Raw genomic sequence first — 23,669 nt, 5'->3', positions numbered from 1 at the left:
TATCATGTTTAAAAAATTACTTTCCTTTGTCGCATGGACACTATTTCTGTGCCTGTTACTTATTGTTTGTATTGTCATGTCTGTTGTTTTCGAACAAACACTCCTGCATGCATTAATTTTGTGGCTGATATTGATCCTCGCCGTTTTATTTTCCCGGTTTGTCTGGGGATCTGTTTCCGGTATGGCGCAGGCGAAATATATCTCCTCCCTGAAGGCAAGATTTAAACTCACCCGGCTGGAATATGTTTTATTCGAACACTGGAAAACCGGGGCTGCGGTAATTAAGCGCATCAGAAGACGCAAACAGCCAATACCCTGGTTTATACTCACTGGCGGGCGAAGTGGTAAAACGACGCTGATGGCCGGTGCAGGATTACCGCTGTTTTCTAATGAACCGGAAAGTTCTCTGGTTGTGCCGACCCGCACCTTACGCTGGTGGTTTTTTCGCTCCGCAGGTTTTCTCGACCTCTCCAGCCATTTTCTGAATAAAACCCCGGCCTTCGAGCGCGGCTGGTTGCGTCTGGTGAACTGGTGTGCCCGTCTGCCTGCGCCGGGTGGCATCGTGGTGTGCGTGTCGGTCAGTGAGTTGCTCGAAAAAGATGACGCGGAACTGCATCTGCATGCGCGGCATATCCGCACGCAGATCGAACCGCTGGTCAGTAAAGTCAAACGCCGTCTGCCGGTGTATCTGTTTATCACTTGTTGTGACCGGGTGCCCGGTTTCAGCCACTGGGCCAATAATCTCTCCGCCGAACAGCGCCAGCAACCGCTGGGTTACTACTGGCGCCGTTCGCCTGTCGTCGACGGGAAAGATCCGGCCTTGCTGGATCCGCTGTTTACGTGCGTGAAAGACGGGCTGGATAAAGTGCGTGTCAGCATGCTTTCGGGCGGCGAACCGGATGGCGACACGCTGGCGTTGATGGATTTCCCTGAACAGCTACCGAAATTGCAACCTGCACTGCAACGTTATCTGGCCGCCCTGTGTGAGCCGGACGCTTACTTTCAGCCCGCAGCACTGGGTGGTATCTGGTTTACCGCCACTGAACCTGTCAGCAAAAACAGTGCTTCGCGTCAGGCTTTCTTTATCCATGACCTGATGGCCCGATTACTGCCTGAACTAAGCCGCCAGCGTGAAATTGAGCCTGTCGGGTTTGGCCGTCGCTATCTGCATAAATGGGGGGCGATGACCTTCAGTGTGCTGGCAATAACCTATGTGCTGTTTTCCGGTTATTTCACCAACCGCCTCACCGGGGGCTCGCCCGCGCAAATGGATGTCACGGCGCAGGTTCAGCAGCTTGAGAACATTGAACACTGGAATGCACATCCGCTGAAATATTTACCTTTTGTTCCCGTGCTCAACCATCGCCATACGCAGCTTGAGGCCAGCATTCTTGCTGCATCCCCACGCGATAAGGTGAACCTGCGGGAGATAGCAGATAACTACCAGCAGCTGTTCACCGACGCCGATCCACAGCAAAAACGCGAGTTGATTCTGAACCTGGCAAGCACGCTTATCACTAAACAGGCCATGTGGGAAAAACAGCCGGTCAGTGAGCTGATAAAACAGGCGCCGGTTCCGGCGGCGCTGAGCATGACCGGGGCCACCGTGTCCTTACCCTATCAACAGGATGTAGTGTTGCAACGCGCGCTGTTACAGTTGCCGGAAGGCGGCAAGCAACTTGTGGTACTGCGCGAATTGCTCGGACGTTTGGTCAACAGTGATCCGCAGATGGCATGGCTGGTGGCTCCTTCAGGCGATCTGACGCCAGTGAATCTGACGGATTTCATGCCCTCGTCTGAGGATAAAACGCAGGTCAGTGGTCTGTGGACGCTACAGGGCACCGCACAAATTCAGGGCTGGTTGAAGGAAATCCGTCGCGCAGGAGGTGAACAGGTCCCGATGCCTGCGCTAGTGGCTTTTGAACAGCACTGGCCTGCGCTGCGCCAGACGCAATGGATGACGATGATGCTGGCGATGAACCAGCAACCCGCCCCGGAGCTGACCAGCGAAGAGTGGCAAACCGCGCTGATTACGCTCGATCAGGGTAACAGCCCATCAATGAAATTTTCCCGTTACGTCAATGAACAACTAGAAGACATCCGTGCTCAGGATGCCGAGCCCTGGTTGCGCGAGCTGCGCCGGTTGAATCAGTTACAGGCTATGTCGGTACCCGGTGCGCTGATACCGCGTATCAGCAAGGTCCAGCAGTCTTTTCAGAAGAAAATTTCAGCACTGCTGAAAATCGACAGCAAAACCCTGACACCCGTGCTTTCCGATCTCAATGTGAAAAACTGGAATGCCTGGAAAAACAGTCTGCATGCGGCGGTTTCGGACGTGTTTGCTACGCCGAAAAGCAGCGATCGTCTGACGCGCGGACTGTTCCAGACCGGCGCGGCGGGCGACAGCAATCCACTGCAATTACTCGACAGCCGTTTTAACGTGCTGCGTAAGAGCCTGTCGGCGGAACGCGATGATTTTGCCTCCAACGCGGTGTGGGCGTTGTATCAGAATGATGCGCACTGGCTGGTGGCGCATGCCATGCAGCGTTCTGCCTGCTGGCTTGAACAGCAATGGCAGAGCCGGGTGCTGTGGCCAATGGAAAATAATGCCAGCCGTCTGGAGTACGACGACCAACAGGATCTGGCGTGGCAATACCTGTCTGACTTTATCCGGGGACCGGCAAAAAGTGTGCTGGTGGTTGAAGATAACGGGCCAAAAGCGGGCGAATTCAACGGGCAGACACCGGGCCTGACACCGGAATTTCTGCGAATGGTCAATCACGTGTTGCGTCCGGATGACGTGCTGGCGATGCCGGAACGTGAAAATACCCGCAATGACGATGCGCTGGCCGCCCTGAAAGATGAGCAGGCCGATCTGGAGGCTCAAATGGCGGCACTGGAAGCAAAACCGCTGGAACTGACGCTTAAAAGCCTGCCTGCCACCATTCCCGGCGGTGCGCGGCTGATGCCGGTGGGCACTCAGTTGACGCTGTTCTGCGATGAGCAACAGTGGAGGCTCAATAGCATGAACTTCAGCGAACAGGCGGCATTCCGCTGGCGTCCGGGGCATTGCAGCCGTGCCACGCTGGTGATCAAGTTCCCTGGTTTCGATCTGACGTACGAATACTTCGGCGACGCCGCATGGCCTGATTTCCTGCAGGACATTTCCGACGGGCAGCATCGTTTCAAAGCGGAAGATTTCCCGGATGATACCGCTCAGCTGACGGCACTGGGCATCAAAGAAGTCATGGTGCGTTATCAGAGCGGCTCACAGAACGCGGTGCAGGATCGCTGGCATCAGTGGCAGGAACTCAATCAGGCACTGAATGACAACGCTGAGGCGCAGCAGGAAACCGGCCTTAAAAAAGCGGAAAAACAACGACCGACAGCGCTGAAAAGTGCGTTCTCGCAACTGCCTGTCCGCATTACCGGATGTCACTGAGCGTCTGGTCAGGACGCCTTTTGAAAAATTTAGAAAGGATAATTTATGGGTAACTACCTGAAGAAAATTGTTGAGAAAATGAATGTCGAGGCACGTGAGTGCCTTGATGCCGCGATCAGTCTGGCCGTCAGCCGCACGCATCACGAAGTGGACATCGAGCATTTACTGCTCGCACTGGTGACCCGTCAGCCTGCGCTGATTGAGCAACTCTGTCTGAATGCCGGATTGCGGGGTGATGCGTTAGTCGATGCGCTGAAAGTCAGTCTCAACCACCTGCGCAGCGGCAATACGCGTAGCCCGGTATTATCGGAGCTGCTGGTCGAACACCTGGAGAAATCCTGGTTGCACGCCAGTGCCTGCTGGCAGCAAACACAACTGCCGGTACAGGCTTTTCTGGGTAGCCTGATTGCCAGTGAAAAAGACAATCAGATTCACCTGTCGTCAGCCTTACAGCAGGCGCTGCTGTGTCAGGCTGATTGCGCTGACCGGTTTCTGCACGATGCCTGCGCACCGGCACAGGCCACGAATCATCCTGCTGCAACCCGCCACAATACGGATTCTGCGGTGATGAAATTTACCCGAAACCTGACTGAACAGGCGCGTGATGCGGCACTGGATCCCGCGCTGGGTCGCGAGCCTGAAATTCGTCAACTGATCGACGTGCTATTACGCCGCCGTCAGAACAACCCGGTGCTGACCGGTGAACCGGGAGTGGGGAAAACCGCGCTGGTTGAAGGGCTGGCACAGCGCATTGCGGATGGCACTGTACCGGAAGCGCTGAAGTCAATGGAGATTCTGTCGCTGGATATGGGGTTGCTTCAGGCCGGTGCCAGCGTGAAAGGCGAATTTGAAAACCGCCTGCAAACCCTGTTGCGTGAAGTGAAAGAATACCCGTCTCCGGTCATTCTGTTCATTGATGAGGCGCATACACTGATTGGCGCGGGGGGGCAGGCCGGTCAGAACGACGCTGCTAACCTGCTTAAACCAGCGCTGGCTCGTGGGGAAATGCGCGTGGTGGCAGCCACCACCTGGGCTGAATACAAAAAATATTTTGAGAAAGATGCTGCCCTGGCACGACGTTTTCAGGTGATCAAAGTGGCGGAGCCTGATGAAGAGACCGCCATCGCCATGCTGCGATCCCTGAAACCGGCTCTCAGTAAACATCATGGCGTGCAAATCCTCGAAAGCGCGCTTGTGGCCGCTGTTCGCCTCTCCAGCCGCTATATTTCTGGCCGCCAGTTGCCGGACAAATCCATCAGCTTGCTGGACACCGCCTGCGCTCGGGTGGCGATTTCACAGTGCCATGAGCCCAAAGAGATCGAAGATCTTAATGCGATGATCAGCAACATTCACACTGAGCGGGAAAGTCTGCTGAAAGAGGGCGAGAATCCCTCCCGGGTGAAATGGCTGGACCAGCGTGAAAGCGAACTGAAGCAAAGTCTGGAGGCACTGCTGCCGGTCTGGCGTCAGCAACAGCAGATCGTGGCGCAAATTAATAGTATTGAGGATGTGGCGCAGATTGCCGCATTGCGTGTGCAACTGGCTGAGATGCATAAAGATCAAGCTCTGGTGTATGACTGCGTGGATGCGACCTGTGTCGCAGATGTGATTGCTGGCTGGACCGGTATTCCGCTGGGCCGGATGATGGAAAAAGAGCAGCAACAGCTTGGCGATCTGGTTGCACGTCTGGAAAGCCGGGTGATCGGGCAATCCCACGCATTAGCGGACATTGCGCAGCAAATCCGCATCGGGCGCGCCAATCTGGCGGATCCGGTTAAGCCGACCGGCGTCTTTATGCTGGCCGGGCCCTCCGGAGTTGGGAAAACAGAAACGGCGCTGGCCTTGTCTGAGCTGCTTTTCGGTGGCGAGCAAAGTTTAATTACCATCAATATGTCCGAGTATCAGGAAGCACATTCTGTATCAGGCCTGAAAGGTTCCCCGCCCGGGTATGTGGGTTATGGGCAGGGCGGTGTGCTGACCGAGGCGGTGCGTCGTCGTCCATACAGCGTGGTGCTGCTCGATGAAGTTGAGAAAGCCCATCCGGATGTGATGGAGATTTTCTATCAGGTATTTGATAAAGGCGTGATGGAAGACGCTGAAGGCCAACTGATCAATTTCCGCAATACCCTGATTATTCTGACCAGCAATCTGGCCAGCGATCGCGTGATGACCGCCTGTGCCGCCGGAAATACGGATCAGAAAGCGTTGACAGCACTCCTGCGGCCTGAATTCGATCAGTACTTCCGTCCGGCGCTGATGGGACGTTTACAGCTGATCCCTTATCTGCCGGTCGTGGGCGAAACACTGGCAAAAATCATCCGTCTCAAAATCGATAAAGTGTGCAAACGCTTTAGCGGTGCCGGTGAAGGTAATTCCTCCCTGAGCTACAGCGAAAAAGTGGTGGAGTTCATGGCCAGCCGCTGTCAGGTCGAACAAAGCGGGGCGCGCGAAATTGATGCCGTCCTGAATCGGGAACTGCTGCCGTTGCTGACCGACCGTCTGCTGGCGGTCGAAAGCAAAGCCGATATCCGCTTGCAGGTTGGTGTCAGTAAAGATCAGCTCACTCTGACGAAACAGTCAGCGACCAAACGCTCTGCCGCGAAACAACCCGTCTGAGTGACAGGAAAAGGATAACCATGAAAAACCGGGTGAATTTGCGCGCACTGAAAATTAACGGGCACGATCCGAGGCTCAGCAAATCCTTTCTGTTGCTGAGCAGTGAGCTAAGCCCGCTGAATGGCACCATTCCCGCCAGACTGGACTGGAATGCGCTGGAAGAACGGTGTTTTCAGCTGTTCCATGAATATGGCTACGACCTGCAGAGTGGCATGTGGTTTTGTCTCATCAATCTGCGGCTTAAGAGCTGGAAAGGGCTGGCGCTGGCACTCGATCTGCTTTCGACGGCATTTACCCACAACAGCCAGCGCTGCTGGCCGCCGGTGGCCGCCGTTCAGCAGCGACAGCAGTTGATCGACTGGTTCAATGCCAATGTGGCGACGCATATTTATACGCTGGAGTACGGGCCGGAAAACAGCGCGGAAATGCGACAGGTAGAAAGAAGTATCGGCGTGCTGTGCACACAGTCCAAAAACCTGCAATCACGCAGCCATGACTCGCTGAACAATCTGCATTATTTCCTGCAGGTTCGCTGTCGTTCCGTGCCGTATCCGGTCCACGCCAAAGTGACGAAAGCGATACGTGAGCCCGTAGATAAGACTCCTCAGGTATTGAGTGAGAAAAATGTCGCTGCACTGCTGACTGACATCGTACCTGATGTAGAACCGGTTGAAATCCAGCTTGCTGAGACACATCACCCGCGCCCGTTATTGTGGGGGCTCGGTGGAATGGCTGCTGGCATAGCGGTTTGCGCCGTCGCTGCGGCGTTCTGGTTCTCATCGCAGACGTTGAGTTTTAGTGAAAAGTTGAGCGTCCCGTTACTGACATTGCAACACAGTGAGCGTCAAATAAATGACGCCTGGAACAAAGCGCCTGAAGCCGATCTGAATGCGCAAAAAGAGGCAGTGTTAGCGCAGGCGGCGCCGGTGCTGACATGGCTGAGCGAACAACCCTCTGATGTATTGCTGCGTCAGGGTGAAATATTGTCTGATCATCTGGAAAAAGCCTATCCGGGAAATCAGTACAGTGCTCAATGGCAGCGCACAGTAGATGAAAAGGCGGGAGATATTCCGGCGCTGGACGGTTTAGTGCTTGCTAATAAACATCTTGATGAGCTTGAAGCCCGGTTGCTGAACGCTGAAAAGAAACACAGCCAATATATGACCGTGTCAGAATTGAAAACAGCGGTATATCAGATACGGCAGGACCTGCAGCGCAATGGTGTGCCCGCTGAAACCCTACTCTGGCAACTCGGTCAGCAAAATGAAAATACCGATCAGTTTAATTCGGCATTATTAAAGCAGGTCTCACAAAGAATCGAAGCGTTAAATTCAATCTATTTTATGTATTTATTTGAAAAGCATATCTGAAGAATTTATTAATAGTAATTATGTAATGGAGTTACATTATGTTCGGTAAAAAACAGTTAAAGTCTCCCGATGCAGATAAAGTCAAAGCGTTGAAGAAATGGGACGCTCGTGATAAAAAAAGACAACTGCTGATTCACACGGTTTCTGCTAACTATGTGAATACACCACTGCTCATGAAACCGGGCAGAGATGTTTTTAAAACCTGGGATATTATTTCAAGTTCATTCATTGATCTGGATAACGTGCTGGCCGGTTTCCGGCTGGGGGCCGGACTCACGGTCAGGTCGCAATCAGGATTATTTTTCGAAGCAGGCTTTATTCTCGATGTGCCGGTGCAAAATATAATGGGAACATTCAGCGGTGATGTATGGTTCCCTAATCATGCGGGTGTCAGTAATGGTATGGTCTATAACCGTTTTGCCCTTGCTGACAATATTTTTGCGGGCAGATCTAAAAAGAAAGAAATCATTGCTCCCGGTGGTTACAATCAAATTCAGCCACCCCAAAAGATACTCAAGAACACTAATTACCAATGGCATAATGAGATCCTGCTTATTGGTCGTCCGGATATTAATACTTATCAGGGATTACCTCCGACGCGTGACATTAAAATAGCGGGGATTTTTGTAGCACCTAAGACTATACGTCCGACTCGGGAAGCGACCCTAGGGATTAACGAAAGGTTGTACAAGTTAGTTGAACGGATGAAAAAATGTAATCCTGGCGTTCCGGTTATTGACATTTCTCGTTAAAGATCCCCTTCACAGAGATGAGCGTCATGTGTAAGCCCCCTTAAACCGGTTCGCTTTACGCATGACTATCATGCCCTTAATGTCAAAAGTTAGCCTTGAATAATAAAGCGTTCATCTATACCCGATGGCGTACGAGTGTATCTATACTCTTTCTGTGGGACGACCAACGTCGCCCCGGAAATTGTGAAGCCACTCATGAAGCAAACTAAAAATAAATCATCGCTGCTTACTGTGACCGTGGCCTGTATCGGTGTTGTCTATGGCGACATCGGTACCAGCCCGTTGTATACCCTGCGTGAATGCCTGACCGGACAGGCGGGCATCGCCGTGACGCAAAGCGCGCTGTTCGGCTTTCTGTCATTGATTTTCTGGCTTCTCATGCTGGTCGTTTCCGTTAAATACATCAGTTTCGTCATGCGGGCTGATAACGACGGGGAGGGCGGCATTCTCACTCTGATGGCGCTGGCTATCCGCAATCTGAATCCGCGCTGGATCCCGTTCATTATGTTTATCGGCCTGGTCGGCGGCAGCTTCTTCTATGGTGACGGCGTTATCACGCCTGCCATCTCGGTGCTTTCGGCGATTGAAGGGCTGGAAATTATCGAGCCATCGCTCGACCGCTTTATCATTCCGTTTTCTATTGCTGTTCTGACGCTGCTGTTTTTTATTCAGAAGAACGGTACCGGTAGCGTGGGGAAAATTTTCGCCCCGGTGATGGTGGTATGGTTTATCACGATTGGCGCGCTGGGCATCGGCGGCATCGTGCGTAATCCTGACGTATTACAGGCGCTCAACCCTTACTGGGCGGTGCATTTCTTTGTGGAATTCAAAACCGTGTCGTTTTTCGCACTCGGTATGGTGGTACTTTCAGTCACCGGTGGCGAAGCGCTATATGCAGATATGGGGCATTTTGGTAAGAAACCCATCCGCATCGCCTGGTTTGTGCTGGTCGGGCCTTCGCTGGTGATGAATTATTTCGGGCAGGGCGCGTTGTTACTCAGCCAGCCTGCGGCCATTAAGAATCCGTTTTTCCTGCTGGCACCTGACTGGGCGCTGGTTCCGCTGCTGGTGCTGGCCACGCTGGCGACCGTCATTGCTTCGCAGGCGGTGATTTCCGGCGTGTTCTCTCTGACGCGTCAGGCCGTGCGTATGGGCTATTTGCCGCCGATGCGCATTATTTACACCTCCGATGTGGAGTCGGGGCAAATCTACATTCCGGTCGTCAACTGGCTGCTGTATTTTGCCGTGCTGATTGCGATCGTCAGCTTCAAACATTCCAGTAATCTGGCCTCGGCGTACGGTATTGTGGTCACCGGTACGATGGTGATCACGTCTGTACTGATCGGCATTGTGATGATTAAAAACTGGGGATGGAAAAGCTGGGCTGGCGGCCTGGTGATCACGGCCATGTTGCTGATTGATGTACCGTTGTTTGCGGCCAACCTGAGCAAAATTTTCTCGGGCGGCTGGTTGCCAGTGGCAATCGGGCTGACCATTCTGGTGATCATGCTGACCTGGAAAACGGAACGTTCGCGGTTGCTGCGCCGCTTGCGTCAGGATCCGGAAGCGCTGGAGGCTCTGATTACCTCGCTTGAAAAAGCGCCGCCACAACGGGTGCCGGGAACGGCCGTGGTGATGTCGCGCGGGCAATATGAAGTGCCGCTGGTGTTGTTGCATAACCTCAAGCACAACAAGATATTGCATGAGCGCGTGGTGTTACTGACTATCGTCACCGAGGATGTGCCGTATGTGCATAACGTACAGCGGGTGATTATCGAACAGCTTTCACCGGCATTCTGGCGGGTTATCGCCCGTTATGGCTGGCGGGAAAAGCCGAATGTGACGGATATCCTTTATCGTTGCGGGCTGGAAGGGCTGCAAAGCAACATGAATGAAACCTCATTTTTTATGTCGCGCGACACCTTTATTCTCGGCGAGCCGCGCCCGTGGTACCTGAAGGCACGCGGAAAACTATTTCAGGTATTGCAGCGAAATTCTCTGCGTGCGCCGGAACATTATCATATTCCACCAAACCGGGTGATTGAGCTGGGTGCGGTGGTGAAATTCTGAGGAAGGCCACAGGTCACCGCCGGTGCATCAGGCACCAGCGGTAAAGGCGGATTAAGTTTGCGGAGCGGAGGAGGTTAAATCTGTGATAACAGACGCTGCTGAATCCTGCGTTGCTTGTGATGCTGGCGACTGAGTGACGGGCGTCAGTTCGGTGATGTTCGGCGCCTGCGTCCCCTGCGTGGTTACCGGTGTTGCAGTTTGCGTTTGCGGAGTCGTTACCGGCGCGGCAGGTGTTACAGTCTGCGTTTGCTGGGTCGTTACCGGCGCGGCAGGTGTGGCAGTCTGCGTTTGCTGAGTTGCTACCGGCGCGGCAGGCGCTACAGTTTGCGTCTGTTCAGCTGCGGCAGGATCTTCAATTTGTGCTGGCATGCTCGGAATGCTCGGAACGGGTTCTGCCGGAATTGATTCTGACTTCGGTTTCGGAACCGGCGTTGATGCGCGAACAAGGAATGTCGGTTTGAGGTTCGCAACCGAATAGGTTACATGACTGATCACATCGCGCGAAGTGGCCACTTCGACAGGGGATATGGTCACGCGGCCAACAAGTGAACGGGCATAGCCGCCGACTTTATGTTTGCCCTCCGGAAGTTGTAACTCCATACTCTCGCCAATCCCCAGCGCACCGGCATCTTTGCCATCAATGGTCACATACAGCTTGGTGCCGTCGTCGGTTTTGGTCGGGACGTGCGTTACGGTCACCCGCGTGGAGCCAAAATCGAAAGCCGGTGCCTGGTCGGCGGTTTTCGATTTTGCACATCCTGTCAGGGCTAAAACGGCTGCTACGGCAGCCAGGGTGAAACGATAACTCATAGTGCGACGTCTTCCTTTAAGGGATTTTTGTGATCTGCGTACCAATATACCCGATCTCCGGTGAGAGATGAATGCGCATTCCGGGAACTCAGAGCAGTCTGTTATCAGCTATTCTTCGGCCTTGCCCGTTTTCTTTCATGCGATGAGGTTAGTCATGCATCAATTCCATTCTTATTGTATTTCAGCCTCAGGGGAAGAAAGGGGGCAAGGGGATTTCGAGGCTCGTTTTCCTTACTGGAGTTTCACCAAAACCACGATAGCGATTTGCGCGCTGAAGCTCAGTGAACGTGGCGTTTTGCAGCCCGACAGCCGCATTGACGGCGCGGCTTATACACTGCGGCAACTGCTCAACCACACCGCCGGATTGCCGGATTACGGCTCGCTGAAAATCTATCACGACGCTGTCGCTGCCGGTGAGCAACCCTGGGAGCGCCAAAAATTACTCAATGCCGCCTTAGCCAAAGGCATGCTGTTTGCACCCGGTGAAGGCTGGTCCTATTCCAATGTTGGCTACATGCTGGCCCGCGAGCAGATTGAAGCCGCGTCCGGACAAAGTTTTGCGCAACTGGTAGCAGACATCATCACCACACCGCTCGGGCTCACCAGCATTTCTCTTGCCACCACGCGCGAAGAGTTCGCGCAACTTCACTGTGAAGCCGCCGGAAAGTACGATCCGGGCTGGGTGTATCACGGTTGTCTGGCAGGCAATGTGCGGGACGCCGCCAGACTGTTGCACGGTTTATTCACCGGCAAACTCCTCAGCCCGGCGTCGCTGGCTGACATGCGGGTGACATACCCGCTCGGCGGTGCCCTTGAAGGGCGACCGTGGACCGAATGCGGTTACGCGCTCGGGCTGATGAGCGGCGCAATGGGAAAAGCCGGCTGCTCGGCAGGTCACTCAGGCGGCGGTCCGTCGTGCGTGAATGCGGTCTATCACTTCCCTGATCTCAGCGAACCCGTGACCGGAGCCTGCTTTACTAACGGATATCACGAAGGGGAAGCCGAGACTGAACTCGGCAGACTTGTGCAAAACGTCGAATAATGCGGAAAGGGGTTCAGACCTGCGGTTCATGACAACAAATACACAGTTTATTGCCATCGGCGTCGCGGAAATACGCGCCGTAATAATCCGCATGATAATGCGGACGTAATCCCGGCTGGCCTTCGTCCCTTGCGCCATTGGCGATAGCGTATTCATAGATCCGATCAACCGTGTGACGTGTTTTTGCCAGCAATGCCACCATCTGGCCGTTACCGGCGCTGGCGGTATCGCCATCAAGAGGTTTACCTATCAAAAATAACGGGCGCGGTGCATCAGGTGCCATCCACGCCGCCCAGGGTTTTTCATCGTCACAAAACTTCAGGATATGCCCCAGTTCAGCCATCACCGTGGCATAAAATTTGTAAGCGCGCTCAAAGTCGTTAACGCCGATACAGATGTGTGAAATCATGGGTGCCTCCATTGAAACTGAACACTTTTTATAGCCGGTCATGGCATTGCGTGCAGACTTTTGTCGTCAGACAACCGGAGCATTATTCCACTTTGTGCTAAATTAGCCCTCATTCTTACCCGTATTCCCCGAGGCAACATGTTCACTCCGCTCAACCGTACCACCCGTGAAATGAAGATCAACAATGTTGTGCTGGTCACTAATGCATTGAAATCACTGGGGTCGGCAACAAAAGCAGATTTAGCGGTTGCTACCGGGCTGAGCATTGCGACGTGTGGTGCGGTGCTTAATGAACTGAGTTTGCGCCATGAGGTACTGGCGCTGGAACTGGAAGTTTCTCGTGGCGGGCGTCCGGCGCAGCGCTATGCATATAACCCGGACTTCTTCTCCGTACTGAGTTTGTATGCACAAGGCAGTGACGCGGCGGCGCAGATTATCTGGTCGGTGAATTCAGCCACGGGTGAAAGCCTGGCTCAGGGCGAAGTTCGTTTTTTGCCGCTGATGCTGGCAACGTTTTATCAGCAGATTGAATCGCTGCTGGCAAATTACCCGAATATTAAAGCGCTGGGCGTTGGATTGCCGGGTGTGGTGGTGAAAGGCACCGTCGCGACCTGCGATATCACGGTGTTTGCCGGTGTTGCCATCGAACAACAACTGCGTGACCGTTTTGGCCTGTACGTGCAAGTCGATAACGACATGAACTATACCGCCTGGGGTTTTTACCGCAGCAGTTGTGCCGGCGTCACTGCGCCGGTTGCCTATGTATTTAAGCCGGATGTCCCTTGTCTCGGATGCGGGATGGTGATTAACGGACAGGTATTACAGGGCGCAAGCCAGTTTGCCGGTGAAGTTTCCAACCTGCCGTTTGAGCATCTGAACACGCTGCCGGTGGCGGAGGAGATGGCAAAAGTGATTGTCTCGCTGACGGCGATTATCAACCCGGTCACCATTGCACTCTCCGGCCCTAAAATCAGCGAAGCGCTGATCCCGCAACTGACGGCACTCTGCCAGCAGTATATTCCCGCGCAACATATGCCTGAACTGACTTACCGCCCCTCCATGCGTAAGGATTATCTGCAAGGCATCACCGAACTGACCCTGCATAATTACAATCTGCACGTCGCTTTCGGCGAGTAATCCGTATTGACTTTTTTTTGTCCTCACCTCTATACTCGCCACTTATTAAAAGTCTTTTAATAATTGATTTTCTGCCGGGGGAACCTGATGTCACTGTCATCTGAAATGGTAAGTGTAAACGCGCATGCCGGAAGTCCTGCCCGACGTGTCGCCACGCGGGCTATATTTTTTGTTACCGGCATGGCGATGGGGTTGTGGGCGGCGCTGGTGCCTTACGCGCAGTTGCGTACGCATTCCGAAGCGGGTGATCTCGGATTACTGTTGCTGTGCCTGGGCGCGGGGTCACTGTTGTCGATGCTGGGTTCCGGTCGGATTATTGGCCGGTTCGGTTGCCGGGCGGTGATTGTGGCCGCCGTGGTGTTGTATTGCCTGATGTTGCCGTTGCTGGCGGTGTTCAGTGATATCGGGTTGCTGGCGCTGAGTCTGTTTATTTTCGGCATGGGAATTGGTCTGGCTGATGTTGCGGTCAATGTGCAGGGAACGCTGGTTGAACAGGCAGCGGATAAACCGCTGATGTCTGGCTTTCATTGCCTGTGGAGCGTCGGCGGTATTGCCGGGGCCGGTGGCGGCGCGTTACTGCTCAGTGCCGGTATTTCGCCGCTCGGCAGCACGTTTTTTGCCGTGGCGCTGGTTGTCATCGTGACTGCCTGGTCTTTCCGCGGCATGTTACCGTTTGGCGCGCATGAGGAAGACGGGGCTGAGGGCAAACCTAAAGCGAGGCCGAATTTTCGCCTCGCGCTGATGGCCGTGATGGCGATGATCTGTTTTATGGCTGAAGGTGCGGTGCTCGACTGGGGTGGCGTATTTCTGACTCGTGAGCGCGGGCTGGCGCTGGAACATGCAGGCTGGGGCTTTGCGGTGTTTGCTGTCGCAATGTCGCTGATGCGCCTGACCGGCGATGCCATTGTCAGCGCGCTGGGACGCAAAAGAATTCTGGTGGTGGGCGGTGTGCTGGGGATCGCCGGTTACCTGATGGTGGTGCTGTTACCGGGCTGGATCCTGCCGTTATGCGGGTTTGCGCTGGTCGGTATCGGTGCGGCCAATATCGTACCAGTACTGATTACCCTCGCAGGCCAGGAGAAAGTGATGCCGGTGAATATGTCTGTGGCGATGGTTGCCACACTTGGGTATCTCGGTGTGCTCGGTGGCCCGGCAGTCATTGGCTTTATCGCCCATTTATCCAGTTTATATGTGGCATTTTCGGCGGTAGCTGCCGCGTTTCTTATCATCACGTTTGGCGCATACAAACTGAAGTATTGATTGTTTTCAAAGATCAAGGTTTTATAACTGAGTAGCAAATTTGCCCGCTGGCACCTCAACCCCGTCAGCCTTCTTTTACTGTTAATGATAAAAATCCGACCCTGCAAGGAGCTGTGATGGCCGTAAAACTTATTGCCGTAGACATGGATGGAACCTTTCTGAACCCGCAACATGAATACAATAAAATCCGTTTTCGCGAGCAATATCAGCAACTGCTGGCGCGCGATATCAAATTTGTGGTGGCCAGCGGTAATCAGTATTACCAGCTTAAATCTTTCTTCGATGACATCGATGAACAGATTGCCTATGTGGCGGAAGGTGGGGGTTATGTCGTCGACAAAAAAGAAGAAGTTTATTGCGGCAAACTCGAACCTGAACAGGTCGCTGACGTACTGCACTGGATCAGCCGGACACCGGGCATTAACACCATCGTTTGCGGCAGAAAGGGCGCGTATGTACTGAACGGCACCGATGAAGCCTTTATCAGCCGGATGCGTCGTTACTATCACCGCCTGAGCAAAGTGAGCGATTATGCCGAAATCAACGACACGATTTTCAAATTCGCGCTTAGCTATAGGGAGGATGACGTCTATCCGCTTATGGGCGAAATTACCCGCCATCTGGGCAATATTGTTGCGCCGGTTACCAGCGGGCACGGTTCGGTGGATCTGATCATCAGCGGAAATCACAAAGCCTGCGGCCTGCAAAAAATCCAGAAAATCTACGGTATCCGGGATGAGGAAGTGCTGGCCTTCGGTGATAGCGGAAATGATCTCGAAATGCTCAGCTATTGCGGATTTGGTTTTGCGATGGAAAACGCCTCGGCAGCGGCCAAAGCTGCCGCAAAATACACGGCACCATCAAACAGCGATGAGGGTGTGCTGAACATTATCGATGATGTGCTTAATGACCGTGCGCCGTTTGCCTGAACGACGAAAGACTGAAGAAAAGTGAACTGAAACAAAAGGCTGCCAGAGAACGGGCAGCCTTTTTAATTGTGCAAAAACTTAAGGTACGTAATCCGGAGGAACATCGTTGTTTCCCGGCGGGGCCGGATAGTAGTCCGGTGGCACCTCTGACTGTGCCTGAGGTTGCGCACTGTAACCATAGCTGGCATCGACCGGCACTTTATTGCCTTTGGCATACATGCACTGGGTGTAGACGGTATCGTATTGATTCTGCAAATTACCGCTGCTGGCACCTGCGCCGTTACTGCCCATCGCGCTGCCAATCAACAAACCACTGCCTGCGCCAACCAGCGCGCCCGCTCCGGCCTGATGAGACGCCGCGCCTAGCAGCGCACCCGCCGCCGCACCTACAACGGTGCCTGCCGCGGCGGTATTGACTGCGTTATTGTTGGCTGTTTGTGCGCCGCCGTTAACACTGTTGTAGGCGTCATTCCGGCAGGCCATTTCATCCATACGGAATTGCTGATAATCCTTACCGGTGCCGGGTAACACCATCACATCGGGCCGGGTGGGAGGAGAAACGCAGCCGGAAAGCGCTGCAGTCAGGGCGATAACCGCCAGCGGAGTGAACCTGTTCATGAAATTATCGCCTGTTAACGCGGTGCGGAATCACCTACAACCACCTTCATCCAGCCGCGCGGACAGCGCTGCACATGCGGATAGTAGCCCGCAGGATTCTGGCAGTAATAGGCATAGTCAGGAGTTTTCTCAACATATGTCTGCGGTTGTGCTGGTGTAACGTAGACCACCGGCGGCGGCCCGTAATACACCGGAGGCGGTGGTGGTCCCCAGGGGATGCCGACGATAATGCGCGGTCCACCGTATCCACCGTGATAGTAGCCGTGACCATAATAACCATGCCCGTAATAGCCATAGGCAAACGATGCAAAGCTGGCAGACATCAGCACGCCAGCGGTCAGCATCAACAACAACCTTTTCATAACAACCTCGACGCGCAATGATCGGATACAGGGAATGGCTTAAATGCCACCATTCCTGAGCGTAACGATACGCCCAAGTGTGGGAAAAGGTTGGCGGGAGATCAGGGTGAATCTGACAAGGTAACGCCAGCAATTGTGAGCAAAAAATTCACGGGAAAAGATTACTTTACGAACATCGGAGAGGGCGTGGGAATATCGGGGAAAACCGCCCGGTTCTGTTAAAAAACCAACCCGGCGGCGGATGAGATGCGGCGTTAAATCAGGATTTTTTCTCTGCCGTAAAGCGTCTGAACGCTTCAAGCGTTTCATCGCTGACGTGATGCTCAACACCTTCTGCATCGAGGCGCGCGGTTTCGGGGCTGATCCCAAGGGCAATAAAGAACGCTTCTACGACGTTATGACGCTCGCGGTTTTCCGCTGCCAGCCGCTCACCTTCAGGCGTAAGGAAGGTTCCGCGATAGGGTAACTGATGAACCAGCCCGGCATTGGCCAGTCGTTTGAGCGTTTTTGCGACGGTAGGCTGAGAAACCCCCAGCCGCGCGGCCAAATCGACCTGACGCGCTTCGCCAAATTCGTGGATTAAGTCTGAAATCAGCTCAACGTAATCGTCCATTAATTCCCGGCGATGTGCCTCGCGCACCTGTAAAAAACCCTGAGCGTGTTCTTCCACATCCAGTAATGGATTTATTTTTTTTTCTTTCACTACGCCTGCCTCTTTCTTGCTCAACGGTTTTTACCGTTGCCGCGTACACCACGGCAACTCACGCATTGTAAACCAAGTACACACATCTACCAATTTCTGAAAACTTTGCCTTGGCTATGGAGTATAGCCTGTGCTATACCTGAATAATAAACCGCCGGTTAATGCGCAGAGTGACAGGAGAGATTTGATGGAAAAAGGACAAAGCATTTTAAAATTATTCAGCTATTCGCCGTTTCGTTTGCGACTGATGCTGGTCGGGATGATCGTGGCGCTGATCACCGGAAACGCGCAGGCGGCCGAAAAAGACAAAAAGAAGTTTAAAGTCGTCACCACTTTCACAGTGATCCAGGATATCGCGCAGAACGTTGCCGGTGATGCGGCGACGGTAGAATCCATCACCAAACCCGGCGCAGAAATTCATGATTACCAGCCGACGCCGCGCGACATCGTGAAAACCCAGTCGGCGGATCTCATTTTGTGGAACGGTTTTAACCTTGAACGCTGGTTTGGTCGTTTTTTTGCCAACATCAGGAATGTGCCTTCTGCGACAGTGACGGACGGCATCGCGCCTCTGCCTATTCAGGAAGGACCGTATGTCGGTAATCCAAACCCTCATGCCTGGATGTCCGCGAAAAATGCGCTGGTTTACGTCGAAAATATCCGCGCCGCGCTGGTGAAATATGACCCTGAAAACGCCGCCGTTTATGACCGCAATGCTAAAAATTATGCCGAAAAAATCAGCCTGCTCGATGCGCCGTTGCGTGAGCGTCTGGCGAAAATCCCGGAAGGACAGCGCTGGCTGGTGACCAGCGAAGGCGCGTTCAGTTATCTGGCGAAAGATTATGGATTGAAAGAAGCCTACCTGTGGCCGATCAACGCGGAAGAACAGGGTACGCCGCAGCAGGTGAAAAAAATCATCGATCTGGTGCGTCAGCAAAATATCCCGGTGGTATTCAGCGAAAGCACAATCTCGGACAAACCGGCGAAGCAGGTCAGTAAAGAGACGGGCGCGAAATATGGCGGCGTGTTGTATGTCGATTCACTGTCTGCCGCTGACGGGCCGGTGCCGACTTACATTGATTTGCTGAAAGTCACGGTGAGTACCATCGCAGAAGGGTTCGGACAATGAGTGACACCAGGCTGCATCTCAAGGTTGATGATATTTCGGTGACCTACAACAACGGGCATACCGCGATTGAGAATGCCTCGTTCACGCTGCACGGCGGCTCGATTTGCGCACTGCTGGGCGTGAACGGCAGCGGTAAATCCACGCTGTTTAAAACCATTATGGGGATTATCCGTCCGACGCACGGGCGGGTGACACTTGATGGCCTCAATGTCGCCAAAGCACTGAAACAAAATCTGATCGCGTATGTGCCGCAGTCGGAAGAGGTGGACTGGAATTTCCCGGTGCTGGTGCGGGATGTGGTGATGATGGGGCGCTATGGCAAAATGTCGTTTCTGCGCATTCCCTCACAGGAAGATAAAAAACAAGTTGCTTCCGCGCTGGCGCGTGTTGGGCTGACGGAGCTGGCCCACCGCCAGATTGGAGAGCTTTCCGGCGGTCAGAAAAAACGCGTTTTCCTGGCGCGTGCGCTGGCACAACAAGGGCGGGTGATGTTGCTTGATGAGCCGTTTACCGGCGTGGATATCAAAACTGAAAACGCCATTATCGAATTGCTGCGACAACTGCGCGAGGAAGGACATCTGATTCTGGTGTCGACGCACAACATCGCCAGCGTGCCCGATTTTTGTGATCGCGTGGTGCTGATTAACCGCACGGTGATGGCTTCCGGTCCGCTGGAAACCACCTTTACCCATCAGAATCTTGAAAATACCTTTGGCGGTGCGCTGCGTAATATCGGCTATCTGGTGCCACAAGAACCGGTGAGGCGGGCGGTATGACCGAACTGTTGCTGGAGCCGTTTCAGTACAACTATATGGTGAAAGCCATCTGGGTGAGTGCCGGTGTCGGTGCAGTGTGTGCCTTTTTATCGGCGTATCTGATGCTCAAAGGCTGGTCACTGATGGGCGATGCGTTGTCGCATTCGGTAGTGCCCGGTGTCGCAGGCGCTTACGCGCTGGGCTTTCCCTACGCGATCGGCGCATTCGGGACCGGTATTCTGGCCGCACTTTGCATGACACTGTTGCGTCACTTCACCAAACTGCGGGAAGACGCGATTATCGGTTTCGTGTTCTCCACGTTCTTTGCCCTTGGCCTGTTACTGGTATCGCTTAACCCGACATCCGTTAACGTGCAGTCGATTCTGTTCGGCAATATTTTAGGGATTGATGACGCCGATATTTTACAGGTACAAATTATTGTCGGCGTTTCGCTGCTGGTGCTGTGTCTTATCTGGCGTGACCTGCTGGCGGTATTTTTCGACGAAGCGCATGCGGTTTCGGTCGGCCTTTCGCCGCTGTGGCTGAAAGTGATTTTCTTCACTATTTTCAGCGCGTGCAGCGTAGCGGCGTTACAAACTGTCGGCGCAATTTTAGTGATCGCAATGGTCATCACACCCGGCGCAACGGCCTATCTGCTGTCAGACCGTTTTTCACACCTGCTCATTATTTCTGTGATCATCGGTGCAGTGACCAGTGCAGCGGGGGCATGGCTGAGTTATTTCCTCGATGGTGCAACCGGCGGGGTGATTGTTTGTCTGCAAACCACCGTCTTCCTGCTGGCGTTCTTGTTCGCGCCGAAACATGGCTGGCTGGTGAATCATTTCCGCATTAAAAACCGGAGCCGCGCATGATGTCCTGGTTTGATGTGCTGATGGAGCCGCTGAGCTTCGATTTTATGCAACGTGCTCTGCTGACCGCTGCGGCCACCAGTATCGTCTGCGCAATGTTTTCCTGTTTTCTGGTACTCAAAGGCTGGTCGCTGATGGGGGACGCCATTTCTCATGCGGTCCTTCCGGGCGTAGTGCTGGCCTATCTGGCAGGAATTCCGCTGGTGATTGGCGCGTTCGGTTCCGGCCTGTTTTGCGCGGTCGCGACGGGTTTCATCAAAGAACATTGCCGGGTGAAAGAAGATTCGGTAATGGGGATCGTCTTCTCCGGTATGTTTGCCGGTGGTCTGGTGCTGTTCTCGCGGGTGAATACCGAGCAGCATCTCAGCCACATTTTGTTTGGTAACGTGCTGGGTGTGACCGACAGTGAAATGTTGCAAACCCTGATTATCGCCGCTGTCGTGACGCTGGCGATTATCCTCAAATTTAAAGACCTGATGCTGTTTTGTTTTGATCCTGTACAGGCGAAAGTCATCGGGCTGCCGGTACGTTTTTATCACTATGCGTTGTTGTGTATGCTGGCACTGACCATTGTCGCAGCGTTACAGGCTGTCGGTGTGGTGCTGGTGGTGGCGATGCTGATTACGCCGGGCATTACGGCGTTTCTGCTGTGTAAGACGTTGACGAAGATGCTGGTGGTTTCCGTGACAACGTCACTTTTTGCGGCCATCTCAGGCACTTTTATCAGCTTCTATATTGATGCTGCGACCGGGCCGACAATCGTTCTGGTGCAGGCGGCCATTTTCCTGCTGGCGCTGACGGCGAATTTACTGCGCAAATCGATTAAGCCGCGTCAGGCCGCAGCGAATACTTAGTACCGGCGCGTCAGGACGCCGTATTCCCTTTTTGAGCGATTCTGATGACGCCGCTGGCTACCTGCCGCATAAAAGCCTACCATCGATCAGCAACACACGGGTTTATTGAAGTTCAATGAAGTAAGAGTTAAGGATTGTTATGAGCGAAGTTGCAAGTTCCATCAGTGTTGGCGATAGCTTTACTGTCAAGAACGGCTCAACCCATGAAGTCACTGGCTTTGTGAAGAAAGGCGAAAGAATTTACCCGACGATCAAAACTGATCACGGCGATTCGAACTTCACCTTTATCAAAGAAATTGTTTCAGTGAATAAAGCGTAACGTTAACGACCTTCTCTATGATCGCGGCCTGTTTGTATTAAGCAAAGAGCAGGCTGCGTGATGTGATTGCCTTCAGAAATCCTTCCTGCCTCACCTCTGTCTTTGCTATACCCTATGTCTTTTGATGCACCAGCCCTGTCCGACGGACAAAACGGGTGGAAATCATTTAACGATATACCGGCAGTAAATTTATGCTCGACAGAATGTGCACTACCGCATTCAGTACGCCAAACAACAGCACCAGCACAATCATTTTATTGCCGCCCCATACACGGTAGAGCGGGCTGCCGAAGCGCTGGCGTGATGCCCGTGCCATCAGTGCCGGAACAATCACCGCCCAGACCGTGGCGGCGAGACCTGCAAAACCAATCGCGTAAATAAAACCATCCGGGTAGATCACACCACCAATGATTGGCGGCACAAAAGTGATCAGTGCGGTTTTAAATCGACCGGTACGGCTGTCGTCGAATTTGAAAAGGTCAGCCAGATAGTCGAATAACCCGAGCGTCACGCCCAGGAATGAACAGGCCACGGCGAAGTTGGAGAAAATGGTCAGCAACAAATCCAGCCCCGCACTGTTGAGGATCTGACTCAGCGATTGCACCAGCACATCAATATTGCCACCACGTTCGGCGATGCCAATAAACGCCGTGCGTGGAATGTTACCCATCGTGCCCAGCATCCAGATGACATACAGCCCGAGCGCCATAAGGGTACCCAGCAACAGGCATCTTTTGATGATCTGCGGGTTCTTGCCGTAATATTTCATCAGGCTCGGTACGTTACCGTGATAGCCAAACGAGGCGAGACAAAACGGCAGCGTCGCCAGCACATACGGTGTGTAACTCGGGTTCAACTCCACGCTGTTAAGCAAGTTTACCGGTTTGATGTGCCACAGTAAGCTGCCAAATGTCAGGAAGAAGGCGATGATTTTGGCACCCAGCACAATTGCGGTCATGCGACTCACGGCGCGGGTGCTGAGCCAGACAATAAACGCAACTGCCAGTGCGGTCAGCAGGCCGCCGAGGCGGGGAGAAAAGCTCACTGCCATTTCGCGCAGCGTATGTTGAATAACCGAACCGCTGGCAGAAATATAAGCATAAGTCAGGATATACAGCACGAACGCGATGGTCATGCCATTCAGCCGGTTCCAGTTTTTCCCCAGCAAATCGCCGGTGACGGTATTAAAACTCGACCCTACAGGATAGTTAAGATTCGCTTCGAGGATCATCAGGCCGGAGTGCAGCATACAGAACCAGGTAAAAATCAATGCGGCAACTGACCAGAAAAACCAGGCTCCGGACATCACCACCGGCAAAGAAAACATCCCTGCACCGATGATAGTTCCACCGATAATCATTGCGCCACCCAATACAGAATGCTGCGGAGCGGTCACGGAAAGCGTCGCCATAGTGCGGATCCTCGCGTGGCTTTTATCACGATTCGTTAAGTGAATTGCTGTAAAAGATTTGATATGAAAATTGTCCGAAAATCGCGCGTTTATGCTGCGGTCAGGGCCATGAGCGCAGCAATATAGTGGATTTAAGCACTGATGTACACTGTTGAACTAGCTTGCTGGTACAAAAGTAGTTGTTATCACGTTCAGCGGGGCGGGGAGGCAGGAGATGTGCACGCAGGATTATTTTTATTCGACTTTTTGGTTACTTGCCTTATCAATATCTTTGGTATAGGTCACAGATTTCATTATGTTTTCTAATATGGCATAGATTAAAAAACCTGTTCGTAAATACAGGGTTGACACACGATTTATAACGAGTAGATTAGAACTCAGCACCAGAGAGAAATGGGATGAAAATTTTATTTCGCGGTGCATTTAGCAGGTTGATAAACTTGCAAGTAATGAGATGCGATAAAGGCCACGAAGTATTTTAGTTTGGGTGATTCAACACCGGATTGTCATTTAAAATCCGTGAGATGATGCTTTAAGGCCATGCAGTAAAGCTGTAAAATCGCATGATGTGGAAACGCGATGATGTAACGCCTTGTTAGTCAGAGTAATGTTCGCGATTTGGGTACGTTAAGTCTGAAATCGAGAATATCGCGACGAGAGTAAGGTCACGCATCAAAGAGTATATATCGCGAGGGTGATGTACTCATTTATCCCGACTGAAAACCGGTATAAGTGAAATTAACAGGATACCGATGTTATTCCACAAAATTATAGGAGGATAGCGTTACCTGGCTTCAAAATATATCCTGTGA

The 23,669-nt window shown here is 53.0% G+C and carries 20 protein-coding genes; 14 read left to right on the top strand and 6 right to left on the bottom strand.

Annotated features, from left to right (window positions below; all coding sequences use genetic code 11):
- Positions 1–4 precede the first annotated feature (4 nt).
- From ABIC79_RS14300 to kup, 5 genes are all read left to right on the top strand, one after another.
- Positions 5–3,442: a type VI secretion protein IcmF/TssM N-terminal domain-containing protein gene (locus ABIC79_RS14300; RefSeq protein ID WP_354567571.1), complete on the top strand. Its 3,438-nt coding sequence runs from the start codon at positions 5–7 to the stop codon at positions 3,440–3,442.
- 45 nt (positions 3,443–3,487) lie between these two features.
- Positions 3,488–6,058 carry a type VI secretion system ATPase TssH gene (gene tssH / locus ABIC79_RS14295; RefSeq protein WP_354567569.1) on the top strand — a complete coding sequence of 857 codons (2,571 nt, stop codon included), beginning with the start codon at positions 3,488–3,490 and terminating at the stop codon, positions 6,056–6,058.
- A gap of 20 nt (positions 6,059–6,078) precedes the next feature.
- Positions 6,079–7,428, top strand: a complete 1,350-nt coding sequence (locus ABIC79_RS14290) for a VasL domain-containing protein (protein WP_217244576.1) — start codon at positions 6,079–6,081, stop codon at positions 7,426–7,428.
- Positions 7,429–7,466: 38 nt separating this feature from the next.
- Positions 7,467–8,180, top strand: coding sequence for a hypothetical protein (locus ABIC79_RS14285; RefSeq protein ID WP_013578189.1), 714 nt, complete (start codon positions 7,467–7,469; stop codon positions 8,178–8,180).
- 195 nt (positions 8,181–8,375) lie between these two features.
- The gene (gene kup, locus ABIC79_RS14280) at positions 8,376–10,250 is read left to right on the top strand and encodes a low affinity potassium transporter Kup (RefSeq protein ID WP_013578190.1); all 1,875 of its coding nucleotides are present in this window, start codon (positions 8,376–8,378) and stop codon (positions 10,248–10,250) included.
- A gap of 51 nt (positions 10,251–10,301) precedes the next feature.
- On the opposite strand, the gene ABIC79_RS14275 is transcribed toward kup, so the two are convergent.
- Positions 10,302–11,060 (bottom strand): hypothetical protein, encoded by a 759-nt coding sequence (locus ABIC79_RS14275; RefSeq protein ID WP_153375286.1) that lies wholly within the window; start codon positions 11,058–11,060, stop codon positions 10,302–10,304.
- Positions 11,061–11,214: 154 nt separating this feature from the next.
- On the opposite strand from ABIC79_RS14275, the gene ABIC79_RS14270 reads away from it, so the two are divergent.
- Entirely contained in the window at positions 11,215–12,102 is an 888-nt protein-coding gene (locus ABIC79_RS14270; protein ID WP_013578192.1) for a serine hydrolase domain-containing protein, read from the top strand.
- Between the two features lie 13 nt (positions 12,103–12,115).
- On the opposite strand, the gene ABIC79_RS14265 is transcribed toward ABIC79_RS14270, so the two are convergent.
- Entirely contained in the window at positions 12,116–12,511 is a 396-nt protein-coding gene (locus ABIC79_RS14265) for a VOC family protein (RefSeq protein WP_013578193.1), read from the bottom strand.
- 138 nt (positions 12,512–12,649) lie between these two features.
- On the opposite strand from ABIC79_RS14265, the gene ABIC79_RS14260 reads away from it, so the two are divergent.
- From ABIC79_RS14260 to ABIC79_RS14250, 3 genes are all read left to right on the top strand, one after another.
- Entirely contained in the window at positions 12,650–13,648 is a 999-nt protein-coding gene (locus ABIC79_RS14260) for an ROK family protein (RefSeq protein ID WP_119262299.1), read from the top strand.
- Positions 13,649–13,735: 87 nt separating this feature from the next.
- Entirely contained in the window at positions 13,736–14,908 is a 1,173-nt protein-coding gene (locus ABIC79_RS14255; protein ID WP_119262298.1) for an MFS transporter, read from the top strand.
- A 116-nt stretch (positions 14,909–15,024) separates the two neighbouring features.
- Positions 15,025–15,837, top strand: coding sequence for a Cof-type HAD-IIB family hydrolase (locus tag ABIC79_RS14250; RefSeq protein ID WP_037032902.1), 813 nt, complete (start codon positions 15,025–15,027; stop codon positions 15,835–15,837).
- A 78-nt stretch (positions 15,838–15,915) separates the two neighbouring features.
- Here ABIC79_RS14250 and ABIC79_RS14245 read toward each other — a convergent pair whose 3' ends face one another.
- The 3 genes from ABIC79_RS14245 to mntR all read right to left on the bottom strand — a co-directional run bounded on the left by ABIC79_RS14245 (position 15,916) and on the right by mntR (position 17,520).
- Entirely contained in the window at positions 15,916–16,455 is a 540-nt protein-coding gene (locus ABIC79_RS14245) for a glycine zipper family protein (protein ID WP_119262297.1), read from the bottom strand.
- 14 nt (positions 16,456–16,469) lie between these two features.
- Positions 16,470–16,817 carry a hypothetical protein gene (locus ABIC79_RS14240; protein WP_013578198.1) on the bottom strand — a complete coding sequence of 116 codons (348 nt, stop codon included), beginning with the start codon at positions 16,815–16,817 and terminating at the stop codon, positions 16,470–16,472.
- Between the two features lie 259 nt (positions 16,818–17,076).
- Positions 17,077–17,520 (bottom strand): manganese-binding transcriptional regulator MntR, encoded by a 444-nt coding sequence (gene mntR / locus ABIC79_RS14235; protein ID WP_013578199.1) that lies wholly within the window; start codon positions 17,518–17,520, stop codon positions 17,077–17,079.
- A gap of 187 nt (positions 17,521–17,707) precedes the next feature.
- On the opposite strand from mntR, the gene ABIC79_RS14230 reads away from it, so the two are divergent.
- The 5 genes from ABIC79_RS14230 to ABIC79_RS14210 all read left to right on the top strand — a co-directional run bounded on the left by ABIC79_RS14230 (position 17,708) and on the right by ABIC79_RS14210 (position 21,446).
- On the top strand, positions 17,708–18,649 hold the full coding sequence (locus ABIC79_RS14230; protein ID WP_112151390.1) for a metal ABC transporter substrate-binding protein: 942 nt from the start codon (positions 17,708–17,710) through the stop codon (positions 18,647–18,649).
- Positions 18,646–19,425 (top strand): ATP-binding cassette domain-containing protein, encoded by a 780-nt coding sequence (locus ABIC79_RS14225; protein ID WP_037032910.1) that lies wholly within the window; start codon positions 18,646–18,648, stop codon positions 19,423–19,425. The genes ABIC79_RS14230 and ABIC79_RS14225 overlap by 4 nt, the downstream gene beginning before the upstream one ends.
- Entirely contained in the window at positions 19,422–20,276 is an 855-nt protein-coding gene (locus ABIC79_RS14220) for a metal ABC transporter permease (protein WP_013578202.1), read from the top strand. Before ABIC79_RS14225 ends, ABIC79_RS14220 begins: the two co-directional genes overlap by 4 nt.
- Positions 20,273–21,127: a metal ABC transporter permease gene (locus ABIC79_RS14215; RefSeq protein ID WP_013578203.1), complete on the top strand. Its 855-nt coding sequence runs from the start codon at positions 20,273–20,275 to the stop codon at positions 21,125–21,127. Before ABIC79_RS14220 ends, ABIC79_RS14215 begins: the two co-directional genes overlap by 4 nt.
- A 139-nt stretch (positions 21,128–21,266) precedes the next feature.
- On the top strand, positions 21,267–21,446 hold the full coding sequence (locus ABIC79_RS14210; protein ID WP_013578204.1) for a hypothetical protein: 180 nt from the start codon (positions 21,267–21,269) through the stop codon (positions 21,444–21,446).
- 166 nt (positions 21,447–21,612) lie between these two features.
- On the opposite strand, the gene mtr is transcribed toward ABIC79_RS14210, so the two are convergent.
- On the bottom strand, positions 21,613–22,857 hold the full coding sequence (gene mtr, locus ABIC79_RS14205) for a tryptophan permease (RefSeq protein WP_013578205.1): 1,245 nt from the start codon (positions 22,855–22,857) through the stop codon (positions 21,613–21,615).
- Positions 22,858–23,669 lie beyond the last annotated feature (812 nt).

Source organism: Rahnella sp. 2050, from assembly GCF_040544515.1.
Lineage (GTDB): Bacteria > Pseudomonadota > Gammaproteobacteria > Enterobacterales > Enterobacteriaceae > Rahnella > Rahnella aceris.
Note: the sequence above shows the minus strand (reverse complement) of the source record. Positions and strands in the feature narration are given on the sequence as shown.

Bases quoted from the DNA above. Each gene is read 5' to 3' on its own strand.
- ABIC79_RS14215 (WP_013578203.1), top strand. From the start codon at position 20,273: ATGATGTCCTGGTTTGATGTGCTGATGGAGCCGCTGAGCTTCGATTTT.
- ABIC79_RS14225 (WP_037032910.1), top strand. From the start codon at position 18,646: ATGAGTGACACCAGGCTGCATCTCAAGGTTGATGATATTTCGGTGACC.
- ABIC79_RS14285 (WP_013578189.1), top strand. From the start codon at position 7,467: ATGTTCGGTAAAAAACAGTTAAAGTCTCCCGATGCAGATAAAGTCAAA.
- ABIC79_RS14220 (WP_013578202.1), top strand. From the start codon at position 19,422: ATGACCGAACTGTTGCTGGAGCCGTTTCAGTACAACTATATGGTGAAA.
- ABIC79_RS14270 (WP_013578192.1), top strand. From the start codon at position 11,215: ATGCATCAATTCCATTCTTATTGTATTTCAGCCTCAGGGGAAGAAAGG.
- ABIC79_RS14230 (WP_112151390.1), top strand. From the start codon at position 17,708: ATGGAAAAAGGACAAAGCATTTTAAAATTATTCAGCTATTCGCCGTTT.
- ABIC79_RS14210 (WP_013578204.1), top strand. From the start codon at position 21,267: ATGAGCGAAGTTGCAAGTTCCATCAGTGTTGGCGATAGCTTTACTGTC.
- ABIC79_RS14275 (WP_153375286.1), bottom strand. From the start codon at position 11,060: ATGAGTTATCGTTTCACCCTGGCTGCCGTAGCAGCCGTTTTAGCCCTG.
- ABIC79_RS14260 (WP_119262299.1), top strand. From the start codon at position 12,650: ATGTTCACTCCGCTCAACCGTACCACCCGTGAAATGAAGATCAACAAT.
- ABIC79_RS14245 (WP_119262297.1), bottom strand. From the start codon at position 16,455: ATGAACAGGTTCACTCCGCTGGCGGTTATCGCCCTGACTGCAGCGCTT.
- ABIC79_RS14255 (WP_119262298.1), top strand. From the start codon at position 13,736: ATGTCACTGTCATCTGAAATGGTAAGTGTAAACGCGCATGCCGGAAGT.
- ABIC79_RS14250 (WP_037032902.1), top strand. From the start codon at position 15,025: ATGGCCGTAAAACTTATTGCCGTAGACATGGATGGAACCTTTCTGAAC.
- kup (WP_013578190.1), top strand. From the start codon at position 8,376: ATGAAGCAAACTAAAAATAAATCATCGCTGCTTACTGTGACCGTGGCC.
- ABIC79_RS14300 (WP_354567571.1), top strand. From the start codon at position 5: ATGTTTAAAAAATTACTTTCCTTTGTCGCATGGACACTATTTCTGTGC.
- ABIC79_RS14290 (WP_217244576.1), top strand. From the start codon at position 6,079: ATGAAAAACCGGGTGAATTTGCGCGCACTGAAAATTAACGGGCACGAT.
- tssH (WP_354567569.1), top strand. From the start codon at position 3,488: ATGGGTAACTACCTGAAGAAAATTGTTGAGAAAATGAATGTCGAGGCA.
- ABIC79_RS14240 (WP_013578198.1), bottom strand. From the start codon at position 16,817: ATGAAAAGGTTGTTGTTGATGCTGACCGCTGGCGTGCTGATGTCTGCC.
- mtr (WP_013578205.1), bottom strand. From the start codon at position 22,857: ATGGCGACGCTTTCCGTGACCGCTCCGCAGCATTCTGTATTGGGTGGC.
- ABIC79_RS14265 (WP_013578193.1), bottom strand. From the start codon at position 12,511: ATGATTTCACACATCTGTATCGGCGTTAACGACTTTGAGCGCGCTTAC.